This window comes from Streptomyces sp. NPDC091280 (assembly GCF_044768565.1).
Lineage (GTDB): Bacteria > Actinomycetota > Actinomycetes > Streptomycetales > Streptomycetaceae > Streptomyces.
This window is the reverse complement of sequence record NZ_JBIVUZ010000017.1, coordinates 25,464-38,475: the sequence shown is the minus strand read 5'-3', so window position 1 is coordinate 38,475 and position 13,012 is coordinate 25,464. Positions and strand designations below refer to the sequence as shown.

At 71.7% G+C, this 13,012-nt stretch carries 14 protein-coding genes; 5 read left to right on the top strand and 9 right to left on the bottom strand.

Annotated elements, in window-relative coordinates; translation table 11 throughout:
* Window positions 1-133 precede the first annotated feature (133 nt).
* Complete coding sequence (locus tag ACIQPR_RS40725; protein WP_403659753.1) at window positions 134-538, bottom strand: hypothetical protein; 405 nt, start codon at window positions 536-538, stop codon at window positions 134-136.
* A 345-nt stretch (window positions 539-883) separates the two neighbouring features.
* Between ACIQPR_RS40725 and ACIQPR_RS40720 the strand changes: the two genes are divergently transcribed.
* The 3 genes from ACIQPR_RS40720 (at window position 884) to ACIQPR_RS40710 (ending at window position 3,657) form a co-directional block, all read left to right on the top strand.
* The gene (locus ACIQPR_RS40720) at window positions 884-2,479 is read left to right on the top strand and encodes an FAD-dependent monooxygenase (RefSeq protein WP_403659750.1); all 1,596 of its coding nucleotides are present in this window, start codon (window positions 884-886) and stop codon (window positions 2,477-2,479) included.
* Between the two features lie 240 nt (window positions 2,480-2,719).
* Complete coding sequence (locus ACIQPR_RS40715) at window positions 2,720-3,259, top strand: cysteine dioxygenase (protein ID WP_403659747.1); 540 nt, start codon at window positions 2,720-2,722, stop codon at window positions 3,257-3,259.
* Window positions 3,256-3,657: a rhodanese-like domain-containing protein gene (locus ACIQPR_RS40710; protein ID WP_403659744.1), complete on the top strand. Its 402-nt coding sequence runs from the start codon at window positions 3,256-3,258 to the stop codon at window positions 3,655-3,657. The genes ACIQPR_RS40715 and ACIQPR_RS40710 overlap by 4 nt, the downstream gene beginning before the upstream one ends.
* 64 nt (window positions 3,658-3,721) lie before the next feature.
* On the opposite strand, the gene ACIQPR_RS40705 is transcribed toward ACIQPR_RS40710, so the two are convergent.
* The 3 genes from ACIQPR_RS40705 to recA form a co-directional block, all read right to left on the bottom strand.
* Window positions 3,722-4,699, bottom strand: coding sequence for a sugar ABC transporter substrate-binding protein (locus ACIQPR_RS40705; protein WP_403659741.1), 978 nt, complete (start codon window positions 4,697-4,699; stop codon window positions 3,722-3,724).
* Between the two features lie 323 nt (window positions 4,700-5,022).
* Window positions 5,023-6,057, bottom strand: coding sequence for a recombination regulator RecX (gene recX / locus ACIQPR_RS40700; protein ID WP_403659738.1), 1,035 nt, complete (start codon window positions 6,055-6,057; stop codon window positions 5,023-5,025).
* A 3-nt stretch (window positions 6,058-6,060) separates the two neighbouring features.
* Complete coding sequence (gene recA / locus ACIQPR_RS40695) at window positions 6,061-7,191, bottom strand: recombinase RecA (RefSeq protein ID WP_403659735.1); 1,131 nt, start codon at window positions 7,189-7,191, stop codon at window positions 6,061-6,063.
* A gap of 335 nt (window positions 7,192-7,526) precedes the next feature.
* Here recA and ACIQPR_RS40690 point away from each other — a divergent pair, with 335 nt between their 5' ends.
* Entirely contained in the window at window positions 7,527-8,285 is a 759-nt protein-coding gene (locus ACIQPR_RS40690; RefSeq protein ID WP_403659732.1) for a hypothetical protein, read from the top strand.
* Window positions 8,286-8,319: 34 nt separating this feature from the next.
* Here ACIQPR_RS40690 and ACIQPR_RS40685 read toward each other — a convergent pair whose 3' ends face one another.
* Entirely contained in the window at window positions 8,320-9,672 is a 1,353-nt protein-coding gene (locus ACIQPR_RS40685) for an AI-2E family transporter (protein ID WP_403659729.1), read from the bottom strand.
* Between the two features lie 59 nt (window positions 9,673-9,731).
* Window positions 9,732-9,926 (bottom strand): DUF3046 domain-containing protein, encoded by a 195-nt coding sequence (locus ACIQPR_RS40680; RefSeq protein ID WP_403659726.1) that lies wholly within the window; start codon window positions 9,924-9,926, stop codon window positions 9,732-9,734.
* Window positions 9,927-10,006: 80 nt separating this feature from the next.
* Here ACIQPR_RS40680 and ACIQPR_RS40675 point away from each other — a divergent pair, with 80 nt between their 5' ends.
* The gene (locus ACIQPR_RS40675; protein ID WP_403659723.1) at window positions 10,007-10,951 is read left to right on the top strand and encodes a hypothetical protein; all 945 of its coding nucleotides are present in this window, start codon (window positions 10,007-10,009) and stop codon (window positions 10,949-10,951) included.
* Between the two features lie 12 nt (window positions 10,952-10,963).
* On the opposite strand, the gene ACIQPR_RS40670 is transcribed toward ACIQPR_RS40675, so the two are convergent.
* The 3 genes from ACIQPR_RS40670 to ACIQPR_RS40660 are packed head-to-tail and all read right to left on the bottom strand — an operon-like array spanning window position 10,964 to window position 12,920.
* Entirely contained in the window at window positions 10,964-11,272 is a 309-nt protein-coding gene (locus tag ACIQPR_RS40670) for an AzlD domain-containing protein (protein WP_403659721.1), read from the bottom strand.
* Entirely contained in the window at window positions 11,269-12,045 is a 777-nt protein-coding gene (locus ACIQPR_RS40665) for an AzlC family ABC transporter permease (protein WP_403660279.1), read from the bottom strand. The genes ACIQPR_RS40670 and ACIQPR_RS40665 overlap by 4 nt, the downstream gene beginning before the upstream one ends.
* Window positions 11,934-12,920 carry an AraC family transcriptional regulator gene (locus tag ACIQPR_RS40660; RefSeq protein ID WP_403659718.1) on the bottom strand — a complete coding sequence of 329 codons (987 nt, stop codon included), beginning with the start codon at window positions 12,918-12,920 and terminating at the stop codon, window positions 11,934-11,936. The genes ACIQPR_RS40665 and ACIQPR_RS40660 overlap by 112 nt, the downstream gene beginning before the upstream one ends.
* Between the last annotated feature and the right edge of the window lie 92 nt (window positions 12,921-13,012).

Sequence of the window (13,012 nt, the reverse complement as noted above, 5' to 3'; positions counted from 1 at the left end):
CCGTCCACGGCAAGAACGGAACGAGAACCCACCCGATCACGGACGGGAGCGGACTGCCGACGCCGCGAACGCAAGGCCCAACACTTCCGCGCCTCCGTCGGCACAGCCGCAGCCCTGATCGGCTGCCGCCGGTTCAGCCCTCGACCCAGCTCAGTTCGGGACGCACGTTCGGCAACCCCCACGGCTCCACCGCGCCGCCGGCCAGATCGGCCACGAACTGGACCGCTCCGCCCGTGTAGTGCCACCACCCGCCGCTGCGGGAGGCGACGGTCACCGTCCATTCCCGGGGAGCGGTCGGGCCCGTCTGCCAGAGGAAGATGTCGCCTTCGTCGGAAGCCGCCCACGGCAGCAGACCACCTGCGCCCGGATACGGCCGGAGCGGGACGGCCAGGTCGGCATCGGCACACCACTCCGCGACGATCCCCAACTCCTCGCGCGTGCCCCGCACCCACGCCGCCTCACGCTCCAGCTCCGCGACGGCGTCAACCGCCCCGTACAGACGGCGCTGTGGTGCCTGGGTGCCGATGAGGTCGTCCACGCGAACAGCGTGCCAGGCCAACACGCCGCTCAACGCGGTGTTACGGCCCTCCAGGGGACGTAGGGCCGCGGAATCGGAGCTGCCGCCACGACCCGGAATCGGCCGGCATCTCCGCCCCGGCCGTGATCCGCTGCCGTACGCGTTCGACGCGATCCGCGGCCGGGCCGTGAACACGGCCGGGCCGATCGCCTCTTGAGGTCGGCGATCAGCGGGGACGCGGCCCCTACGTCACTTGACGCAAGCACCGGCAATGGGTTGCATACGTTCTGTGATCGTGCACCCTGCTCCAACTTCCTGTTCACATGCGTCCCTGAGGACACCGTCACGGGCAGGGGGCGCCACACCGTGGACCCGGTGATCATCGTCGGAGCGGGGCCCGTGGGGCTCACGCTCGCCCTGGCGCTGGCGCGGCAGGAGGTGCCCTCCGTCGTCCTCGACGAGGGGCCGGGCAAGGACGAACCGCGCCCCGCGCGGACCGTCGTCCTGCGCGAGGACACCACGGCGCTGCTGGAGCGGCTGACCGGTGCGCCGCTCGCCAAGGCCGGTGCGCACTGGGCCGGATGGCGGTCGATGCGGCGCAAGCAGGTGATGCGCGAGATCACGTTCGACGACACCGAGCCCTCTCCCCTGCACATCGCCCAGCACGTGCTGACCGGCGCCCTGCGCCAGGCACTGAGGGGCGAGCGCCTGGTGAAGCTCGCCGTGGACAACCGCCTCGACGGCGTCGAACAGGAGCCCTCGGGCGTCACCGCCCACACGCGCGGTCCCAAGGGCACGTGGTGGCGCGGCAGTTATCTGGTCGGCTGCGACGGCCCGCGCTCCACCGTGCGCAAGCTCCTGGACATCCGCTTCCCCGGCCGTACGGCGGTGGAGCGACACGCCGTGGCCGCGCTGCGCACGGAACTTCCGTGGCCCGACGAGGCGTTGTTGCATCGGGTGCCGCCGTGGCGGACGTCCGGACCCTCGGCCGGGGAGGTCACCGGACGCCCCCTCCCGGACGGCGTGTGGCGCCTGGACTGGCTGCTGCCCCCGGGCAAGGACCTGGTCACGCCCGAGCTGCTGCTCACCCGTATCCGGGAGACCCTCGCGGGCTGGACCGAGGGCCCGACACCGCCGTACGAACTGCTCGACACCGGGGTGCACACCGTGCACCACCGGCTGGCGCGCCGGTGGCGGGTGGGGCGGGTGTTCCTCGCCGGGGACGCGGCGCATCTGCTGGGGGCGCTCGGTACGCAGGGGCTGGACGAGGGGCTGCGGGACGCCGACAACCTCGCCTGGAAACTGGCGTCGGCCTGGCACCACGGGCCGCACGAGGCGCTGCTCGACAGCTATCAGGCGGAGCGGCGGGCGGTCGTCGCGGCCCGGTTGCGCGCCGCCGACCAGGCGCTGCCGTTGGTGCGCGGCGGTGCCGGGCTGCGCGCGGTCGTGCCCGGCTCGGCCCGCGGCCACGACTCGTTGCTCACGGACGGTCACTTGGGGCGCGGCGCGCTCGGTGCGCCGGGGGCGTACGCCGACTCGCCGCTCGCGCCCCGGCACATCGAGGGCGAGGTCCCCGTCGACACCCCGCCCGGCGCGCCGGTCACCGATGTCCGGGTGACCGCGGAGGACGGCTCCTTCGTACGGCTGCGGGACCGCCTCGGGCACGGCGCCCTGCTGGTTGTCCTGGTCGCACCGGGCACGGGCGTGTGGGAGCGCAAGCACTGGGTGACCGCAGGCGTCATGCCACGTCTGGCCGCCGCCGTGACGGCGCTGCCGCACCCGGCCGAACTGCTGGTCGCCGAGAGCTACCCGGGCGCCGCCGCCCACACGGTCCTGCTGGTACGGCCCGACGGGCACCTGGTGACCGCGCTGAATGGGGTGCGCCCGGCCGATCTGTACGCGGCGGCCGAAGCGACCCTGGGCGGCCCGGCGAAGACGGAGGCCACGGCCGGCTCGCGCTGAGGCCTCCGTACCCGAACTGTCCACATAGTGACGCTGAGTTGACCCGTCCGTACCTCCGTGCTGTACTCCGGATCATGACCGACACTTCTGTCCACCTCTGGCGGAAGGTCCATCTGGACCTCGTCCGCTACGTGGGCTGCGTCTGTCACGTCTCCTGCTGAATTCGCATCTCTCTCCTTCGCGCGCGCCCTTTCTGTGGGCCCGTGCGCGCTCTCGCGAACACTCATCAGGACGGTGCACGTGTCTGTATCCCCCTCTGCCCCCGTGTCCCCCGCCGCGCCCGCCCAGGCCCCGACGCAGGCGGACCTGCTCGACTTCGTACGGCGTACGGCCGCCGACGCCGACCTCATCGCCTCGCTCCCCCTCGACCCCGAGGGCCGCACCTGGGTGCGGCTCGAAGGGCCCGGCGGCAGCGAGGCCTGGCTGATCGGCTGGCCGCCCGGCAGCGGCACGGGCTGGCACGACCACGCCGACTCGGTGGGCGCCTTCCTCACCGCCGCCGGTGAACTCAAGGAGCACTCGCTCGCCGCCCGGCTCCCGAGCCACGGCTGGAAGACCCTCGAACTGGAGGAGGGCGTGGACCGCGAGCGCCGGCTGCCGACCGGCAAGGGCCGCGCCTTCGGCCACCACCACGTCCACGAGGTGCTCAACGAGTCCGCCGAAGAGCACGCGATCTCCGTCCACGCCTACTACCCGCCGCTGCCGCAGATCCGCCGCTACAGCCGCAGCGGCCCGGTACTGCGTCTGGAGCAGGTCGAGCGCCCGGAGGACTGGCAGTGAGCGCGGTGCCCGAACAGCCGCCCGGCATAGACGAGTTGCTGGAGCGGGTCCGCGCGGACTACCGCCGGATCGAGGCCGAGGAGGCCTACGACGCCGCCCGCGGCGGTACGGCCCTCCTGGTCGACATCCGCTACGCGGCCCTGCGCGACCGGGACGGCCTCATCCCCGGCGCCCTGGTGGTCGAGCGCAACGAACTGGAGTGGCGCCTCGACCCCCAGGGCAGCCACCGCGCCCCCGAGGCCACCGGCCACGACCTGCGCGTCGTGGTGATCTGCAACGAGGGCTACGCCTCCAGCCTGGCCGCCGCGTCCCTGCACCGCCTGGGCCTGCACCGCGCGACCGACCTGATCGGCGGCTTCCAGGCCTGGAAAGCGGCGGGACTGCCTGTCACGTCGTAGACACACGCTGCCCTACGACGACACACGCTGCCCCTACGACGTGCCAGTGGGCCCCGGTCTCCGCTCACAGTCCGTCGGAGGGGCAGTAGAGCGGGGCGGTGTCCGCGTTGGCCTTCGTGACCAGGCGGGCAGGGGTCGTGGCGATCTTGTCCACCTTCTCCCCGCGGAGCAGGCCGATGACGTCGGTGACGGCCAGTTCGCCGGTGTCCTTGGCCGAGTTGGAGACGGTGGCGGCGAAACGACCGTCCTTGAGGGCGGCGAGTGCCTCGTCGGTGCCGTTGACCGTCACGATCTTGACGCCCTTGCCGCCGGACGCGTCGAACGCCTTCCGGGCCGCGAACGCCATCTCCTCGTTGGCGACGAAGGCGTAGTCCAGACCGGGATGCGCCTTGATCATGCTCGCCGCGACGGTCTTCGCCTTCGCGGCGTCGAACATGGCGGGCCGGTCCGCGACCACCCGCACGTTCGCCGACAGTCCCTTGGTGAATCCGCCGACCAGCAGGTCGGAGGCGGCGCCGGGCGCACCCGCGATGACGGCCACCTGCACCTTCCGGCCTGCGGCGTCGTCCTCGATCCAGTCGGCGTCGAGCCTGCCGACCGCCTTCAGGTCGACGACCACGGCGCCGAGGATGTCGGACGGATCGGCACTGACCGAGGTCAGGAAGATCGGGATGTGCGCCTTCTTGGCCTGGGCGATATCGCTCTTGAGCGCGGTGGTGTCGACGGTCTGCACGATGATCGCGTCGACATGGCGCGCGATCATGGTCCGGACGTTGGCGAGTTCCTGTGCCGCGTCCTGATGCGAGTCGGCCGTGACGAGCCTCGCGAAGTTGCTCTTGGCCGTGTTCGCGATCGACTCCCGCAGACAGGTGTGGAACTCGGTACTGCCGCCGTTGACGAATCCGAGTGTGATCGGCCCGTCGTCGGCTGGCGCGGCGCTCGATTCGAGGCCGCAGCCACTCAGCAGGAGGCCGAGACCGACCAGGGAAGCCGTCAGCGGTCTTCGGTGGTGCGCGGGCGGGAGCAAGGGGCCGCCTTTCATGACATGCGAAGGGTCGGCCGAAGGAACGGCCTGAAGACGCGCGGTCGGACCTGACTGCGGCTCAGCAGGCGGGAGGGCCGGAAGTGACGGCAGCAGAAGCTACTCCCGCACCAGACGTGCGCACCCTCCACGGAACGCACGCTAAGCGTGCGGAACCCGCCCGCCCGGCGCATACCGAGGAGGCGAGCGTGGTGCCGGGCGTCAGGTGCGGCCGGTCCTCGGCGTGGAGCGGGTGCTCGCCCGAACGCGGTCGGCGCCCCCGCGCGTCCACCGCGTCCAGGGCGTATGCACCACCGAGGAACCAGAGCCGGACCGAATCCGGATCAGTACCCCTCGTCCCCGAGGAACTCCGTGTCCTCGCCCTCTTCTTCCAGCGCCTGCCGGACCACTCGGAGGGCCATGCCCTGGGAGTAGCCCTTGCGGGCCAGCATGCCCGCGAGGCGTCGTAGCCTCTTGTCGCGGTCGAGGCCCTGGGTGGACCGCAGCTTGCGGTCGACCAGCTCGCGGGCCGTCGCCTCTTCCTGCTCGGAGTCGAGCTGGGAGACGGCTTCGTCGATGAGCGTGGAGTCGACGCCCTTGGTGCGCAGCTCCTGGGCAAGCGCACGCCGGGCCAGCCCCCGGCCGTGGTGCCGGGACTCGACCCAGGCGTCCGCGAACGCACCGTCGTTGATCAGTCCGACCTCTTCGAACCGCGACAGCACCTCGTCCGCCACCTCGTCCGGGATCTCCCGCTTGCGCAGGGCGTCCGCGAGTTGCTTACGGGTGCGCGGGTTCCCGGTGAGCAGGCGCAGGCAGATGCCCCGCGCCCGCTCAGCCGGGTCCGCCGGCGGCTCCTCCTTCTCGGCCCTCGACGAGGAGAAGTCACCCCCGTCCCCGCCGGACGACTCTCCGAAGCCACGACCACGGCGCCCGCGCCTACCGCGCGAGCCGTCACCTCGCGCCGCGCCCCCGCGCGAGCCACCCTCCCGTGAGTCGCCCCCGCGCGGGCCGCCTTCCCACGGGCCGTCCGCGCCACGCCCGCCGCGCGCTCCGCGGTCGCGGCGCGCACCGCGGCCGGGTGCCTCGTCGTCGGTGGACTCGCCGCCGGGCGAAGTGCCGCCGGGCGCCGAGCTTCTGAACAGCCGACCGGTGCCCGCCGGACCGACGCCGAGCACCGGGCCCCCGAACGGCGGACCGCTCTCGCCGTCGAAGCCACCGGCCGACCACTCACCGCCCGGCTCGTCGCCGTACGGCCCGTCCATGCCGTACGGCTCCTCGAATGCGCCGTCCGCGCCGTAGGCCGGGCCGTCACCGTCTCCCCCGCGCCCCTGCGGGGCGCCGGGATACGCGTACTCGGCCCAGTCCGTTCGTCGTGTCACGGGTCAGCTCTTGGCTGCCGCGGCCTTGGCCTTGGTGGTCTTGGCCGCAGTCGCCGGAGCGGGCACCGCCTTGGCGGCGTCGTCCGTGGCGGTGGTGACCGCCGCGTCCGCGACCGGCTCGGCGCCGGGCTTCTCCGGACGGACGCCCACGCCCAGCTTCTCCAGGATCTTCTTCTCGATCTCGTTGGCCAGGTCCGGGTTGTCCTTCAGGAAGTTGCGCGCGTTCTCCTTGCCCTGGCCGAGCTGGTCGCCCTCGTACGTGTACCAGGCGCCGGCCTTGCGGACGAAGCCGTTCTCCACGCCCATGTCGATCAGGCCGCCCTCACGGCTGATGCCCTGTCCGTAGAGGATGTCGAACTCGGCCTGCTTGAAGGGCGGGGCGACCTTGTTCTTGACGACCTTGACGCGGGTGCGGTTGCCGACCGCGTCCGTGCCGTCCTTCAGGGTCTCGATACGGCGGATGTCGAGTCGCACCGAAGCGTAGAACTTCAGCGCGCGGCCACCGGTCGTGGTCTCCGGGGAGCCGAACATCACGCCGATCTTCTCGCGGAGCTGGTTGATGAAGATGGCGGTGGTCTTGGACTGGTTGAGCGCGCTGGTGATCTTCCGCAGGGCCTGGCTCATCAGACGGGCCTGAAGACCGACGTGGCTGTCACCCATCTCGCCCTCGATCTCCGCGCGCGGGACGAGCGCCGCGACGGAGTCGATGACGATGAGGTCGAGGGCGCCGGAGCGGACCAGCATGTCCACGATCTCCAGGGCCTGCTCGCCGTTGTCCGGCTGGGACAGGATCAGGTTGTCGATGTCGACGCCGAGCTTCTTCGCGTACTCGGGGTCGAGGGCGTGCTCCGCGTCCACGAACGCGACCTGGCCGCCGGCCCGCTGGGCATTGGCCACCGCGTGCAGGGTCAGGGTCGTCTTGCCGGAGGACTCCGGGCCGTAGACCTCCACCACTCGGCCGCGCGGCAGACCGCCGACACCGAGGGCGACGTCGAGTGCGGTCGACCCGGTGGGGATGACCTCGATGGGCTCGTTCGGCCGCTCGCCCAGGCGCATCACCGCGCCCTTGCCGAATTGCCGTTCAATCTGTGCGAGTGCGGCGTCCAACGCCTTCTCGCGGTCGGTTCCTGCCATGGGTTCCACCCGGTTTGCTTGAGTCGATCGCTTCACGTCAAAGACGCTAACGCCTGCCACTGACAATGCGCCCCGACGCCCGTCCGGCCTGTGGATAACTCGGGCACTTCGGCATCAAAAGCCTGCCGAAATGCCCGTCATGGCCTCGCCGGAGCCTCCATAAGAATGGATGTTCGATTTTCGTGTCAAGCGCACCACGCGGCACTCACGTCATCTGTCCCACCCGGTCACACCGACCCCGGTGCCGGTGCCGGGGAGCCCTACTTCCTTCGGCGTACAGCTGGTGTCTTCGGTCGTACGACGACTGCGCGGCGGGTTCCCGCGAGGCTCGGGCCATGACTCGGGTCCTGATGAAGCACGCACGCCCCGTCGAGCGCCTCTGCCTTACGACCGGTGCCCTGTTGATCCTCACCGGGTTGGTGCACCTGGTGGTGTTCGCGGTCGCCGGCGGCCCCTGGTACGGGCCGGTCTCATGGCGCAAGCCCGTCACGTTCGGGCTCTCCTTCGGGGCGACGCTGATCGCGGTCACCTGGGTGACGTCGTATCTGCGCGTCGGGGAACGGCCGCGCACCGTCCTGCTCGCCGTGTTCGCCGCCGACTGTGTGGTGGAGGTGGGCGGCATCACCGTCCAGGCGTGGCGCCGGGTGCCGTCGCACCTCGACATGGAGACGCCCTTCGACACGGCGGTGTCCATGACGCTCGCGGTGGGCGGCGGTGTCCTCGTGGTGCTGCTCACCGCGTTCGCGGTGGCGTCCTTCCGGCACCGGCCGACGGGTCCTACGGGGATGGCGCTCGCGGTGCGTTCCGGGTTCGCGATCCTGCTCGTCGCGCTGGCCTCGGGCGCCGCGATGATCGCGCGCGGGGTCGTCCTCGTCCGGACGGGTCACCAGGAGGCGGCCTACCACTCGACGGCGCCGCTCAAGCCGCTGCACGGGGTGAGCCTGCACGCGGTCCTGGTCCTGCCGGCACTGGCCTGGCTGCTGTCCCGCACGTCCTGGAGCGAGACGGCCCGCCTGCGGACCGTGGCCGTCGCGGTCGGCTGCTACGCGGTCGCGGTGGTCGGGGCGGGCGTATGGGCGGTGCTCACGTACTGACCCGACGCCCCGGTGTTTCTCGCCGGGTCACCTCTCAGGAGGAGGCTTCCTCTGAGCCCTCCGGCTTGGAGTCCCTCGGTCCGGAGCCGGTCGGCTCGGAGTCCGTCGTCCCGGAGTCCGTCGTTCCGACAGAGTCGGCCGATGCCGTGTGCCCCCTGGTCCCCAACCGTTGTTCCCACACTCCCCGCGCGCGGGTCAGCAGACCGGATCCGCCGGATCCTCGGGGCGTCCGGTGCCCCTGCACCCGGGGGTCGTCCGTGACGGCGTACCGCTTCACGTACGCCCCGAGGAACGCCTGCAACGTGGCCACGGCGGGGATGGAGATCAGCGCGCCCACGGCGCCCAGGAGCGCGGTGCCCGCGATGACCGAGCCGAAGGCGACCGCGGGGTGGATGTCGACGGTCTTCGCGGTCAGCTTGGGCTGGAGCATGTAGTTCTCGAACTGCTGGTAGACCACGACGAAGATCAGCACCCACAGGGCGTACCAGGGGTCCACGGTGAAGGCGATCAGCATGGGCAGGGCGCCCGCGAGATAGGTGCCGATGGTCGGGATGAACTGGGAGACCAGACCGACCCAGACGGCGAGCACGGGCGCGTACGGGATGCCCAGCGCCTGGAGCAGGATGTAGTGCGCCACTCCGGAGACCAGCGCCATCAGACCGCGGGAGTATATGTAGCCGCCGGTCTTGTCGACGGCGATCTCCCACGCGCGCAGCACCTCGACCTGCCGGGCGGGCGGCAGCACGGAGCACAGCGCGCGGCGCAGTCGCGGCCCGTCCGCGGCGAAGTAGAACGAGAACAGGCCGATCGTCAGCAGCTGGAAGAGGCCGCCGAGGACCTGGGTGGACACGTCCAGCACACCGCTGGCGCTGTTCTGCACGTACTTGCGCAGCCAGTCGGAGTGGAGCAGCCCCTCCTGGATGTCGACCCGTCTCAGGTCGGTGTGGAAGTGCCCGTTGATCCAGTTGATGACGGAGTCGAGGTAGTCCGGGAAGTCCTCGATCATCTTGATGATCTGCCCGGCGAGCATCGAGCCGAGCAGGGTGACGAACCCGGCGCAGACGATCAGCAGGCCGAGGAAGACCAGGAAGGTGGCCAGGCCCCGGCGCATTCCGTAGGCGGACATCCGGCTCACCGCGGGTTCGATGGCGAGGGCCAGGAAGAACGCGATGAGAATATTGATCAGCAGCCCGATGAGCTGGTGGAAGGCCCAACTGCCCAGTTGGAACACGGCGACGAGGGCGAGCGCCAGGACCATGGCGCGCGGCAGCCAGCGCGGCATGCCGGTGCCCGGCGCGGCGCCGTCGGCCGGGGGCCGGGTCGGCGGCGTCGTACCGGACGGGGGTGCCTGCGGGGCGTCGTGCCCCGTCTCGTCAGTGGATGCCACGGGGCAAGTCTCGCCTACGCCACTGACAACCGGTCGTCGTGGGCGATCTTCGTGACCGATCAGCGACTTTCCTGCGGAACGTTCATGACCGCGCAGACCACGCGCCACACGTCCTTGGCCTCCCAGCCCGCGTCCAGCGCCTGGTGCACCGTCCGCCCGCCGAGTTCCGTCATCACGTGATCGCGGGCGAAGCTCTCGGCGTATCCCGCGCCGAAGTGCTCCGTCATCCGCTGCCAGAAGACCGTCAACCGCATGACACCAGTATCCCGCCCCTGAGAGTGGGCCCGGCCCGGGACCGCCTGCCGAGACCGCTTTCCGTCCTACGGTCTGACCCATGGCCGAAACAGGAGCTTCCCCACTCCCCCCGACGCCCCCGGCGCACTCCCCGCTGTTCCGCGCCGAGCACTTCGTGTGGCTCACCGCGCGCGTGCTGGAGCAGCGCCTCTTCGCGTACCACTTCCTCAACGGTGAGCCCGATCCGGTGGAGACCGCGCTCGACGCCTACCGCAACGAGGACGGCGGGTACGGGCACGCGCTGGAGCCCGATCTGCGCGGCCCGGTGAGCCAGCCGCTGCACACCGGGCACGCGCTGCGCGTCCTGGACGCCATCGGGCGCTGCGGCGGGCAGCGGGTGGAACGGGTGTGCCGCTATCTGACCTCGGTGTCCGGGGCCGACGGCGCCCTGCCGGCGATCGATCCCGGCCAGCGCGGCTATCCGACGGCGCCGTTCGTGCCGGTGGTGGACGACCCGCCCAGTGAACTCCTCGCCACCGGGCCGGTGGTGGGCCTGCTGCACCGCAACGAGGTGTGGCACGCCTGGCTGTTCCGGGCGACCGACTTCTGCTGGCAGGCCGTCGACTCCCTGGAGAAGTCGCACCCCTACGAGATCGAGGCGGCCGTCGCCTTCCTGGACTCGGCGCCCGACCGCCCGCGCGCGGAGGCCACCGCCGACCGGCTCGGCCGCCTGGTGCGCGAACACCGGCTCGCCGCCCTCGACCCGGAGCACCTGGAGGACTACCCGGTAGCCCCCGGTTACGCGCCGGGCGAGCACCACTTCCCGCACGACTACGCGAAGACGCCGGGTTCCCTCGCGCGCGCGTGGTTCACGGACGACGAGATGGCCCGCTCCCTGGACCATCTGTCGGCCGGCCAGCAGGAGGACGGCGGCTGGCCGATCCGCTGGCGCCAGTGGGCTCCGGGCATCGCCCTGGAGGCACGCCCCATGGTGACGATCGAGGCCCTGCGCACCCTGAGGGCGTACGGCCGCTCCGTGGGCTGAACCGGGGGCACCTCAGCCGCCCAGGGCCCGCACCCCCGCGGTCACCAGCACGGCCGCCGCGACGACGAGCAGGAAGGGAGCCCGCAGCACCAGCGCCACGGCGGCAGCGGCGAGCCCCGCGGCCCGGGCGTCGAGCACGAGCGTGTGCCCGTCCGCGAAGGTCTGCTGGGCCGTGAGCGCGGCGAGGAGCGCGACGGGCAGCAGGGCGGCGAGCCGCCTCACCAGCGGGCGTTCCAGGGCGCCGGCGGGTACCAGGAGTCCGGCCAGCTTGACGACGTAGCAGCCGAGGGCGGTCGCCGCTATCGCGATCCAGACGGTCAACGGTCTTCCTCCTGTGCGTTGTCGCGTGTGCCGGCCTGTCGGCGTGTGCCACCCTGTCGACGGCCCGCTACGTAGAGGGCGATCGGCGCCGCGAGAGCCGCTGCCAGGACCGGTACCCCGGCCGGCAGCACGGGCAGCAGTCCCAGTCCCAGGAGGACCGCGAGTGCGGCGACGGCCCGCTCGATGGTGGTTCTGAGCATGGGTGCGAGCAGCGCCAGGAAGACGGCGGGACCGGCCGCGTCGAGGCCCCAGGCGTCGGTGTCCCCGATGGCCTTGGCGCCGAGCGCGCCGAGCAGCGTGGTGAGGTTCCACAGCACGTACAGGGTGAGCCCGGTGACGGTGAACCCGATCCGCGCGGCACGTCGTGTGGGCTGCGCGAGGGTGACGGCGGTCGTCTCGTCGATGACCCACTGGGCGGCGAACGGCCGCACCGCGCGCGGGAGGGCCAGCAACTGCGACAGCCGCAGCCCGTAGAAGGTGTTGCGCACACCGAGGAAGAAGGCGCCCGCCGCCGCGGTGAGCGGATTGCCACCGGCCGCGAGCGCCCCCACGAGCGCGAACTGCGAGGCACCGGTGAACACCAGGAGGCTGAGGGCGCAGGTCTGCGGCAGGGTGAGCCCGCCACCGGCCGAGGTCACCCCGAAGGCGAACCCGGACAGCCCTACGGCGACTCCGACTCCGAGGGCGTCCCGTACGACGGCGGAGTCCGGTTTCCCCCCGGCGTCGGAGTGCGGTGCTCCTCCCGTTCCGGCTCGGACGTCTGCTGAAGCGATCTGTTCTGACACATGTCGGACGGTAGGAGCAGTCGCGGCTCCGCGTCTTGTACGTTCTTGCGCTCCTTCTGGTACGCGCCCGGGGGTACGCCGACGATCCGCGCGAAGTGCCGGTTGAGGTGCGGCTGGTCCGTGAACCCGACGGCGACGGCGGCCTCCGCGGGCGCCGTGCCCGCGTCCAGGAGGCGGCGTGCCCGGCGTACCCGGGCGTCGGTCAGCCAGGTGTGCGGCGGCATCCCGTAGGCGCCCCGGAACGCGCGCAGCAGCGCGAACGGGCTGGTCTCCAGGTCCCCGGCGAGCTGCTCCAGGGTGGGTGGATCCACCATCCGTTCCTCCAGCACGGCACGCGCGCGTGCGGCGACCCGGCCGCCCGCCGTGGGCACGGCGCGCTGGGGCAGCACACCGCCGTTCAGGCGGAGCAACCTCGTGACGGCGACCCGCAGCAGGGTGTCGGCGGCGAGCGCGTTGCCCTCGTCGGCCGCGCGCAGGATCTGGTGGACGAGCCCGACGGTGTAGGGGTCGTCGAGCACGGGGCTGACGAAGCCGGGAGTGCCGCGGATCGAGGTGGTCTCGGCGGCTATCGCGGCCACCACTTCGGGCGGCGGGTAGACGGCTCCGTACCGCCAGCCCTCGGGAACACCGGCCCGGCCCGTGTGCGGGGTGTCCGGGTTCACCAGCGCGAGCGCTCCCGCGCCGGCGTAGACATCGGTCCCGCCGTGGTGGAACACCTCGGCGCCGTCCGCGATGGCGGCGATGACGAAGTTCTCGTGCGTGTGCCGTACGAAGGTCTTGCGGATGTACCGGGCCCGGAGCAGGTCGACCCCGGGCAGCTCCGTGTACCGCCAGTGCCTCGCCCGCTCGCCCGAACCCGCCATACGCCCATTCTCCGCCACGGCGGCCGACCGGGACCGAAACGGTCCTGCGAGCCATCACGGTCAAATTCCCGCAGGTCAGACGCATTGTCAGT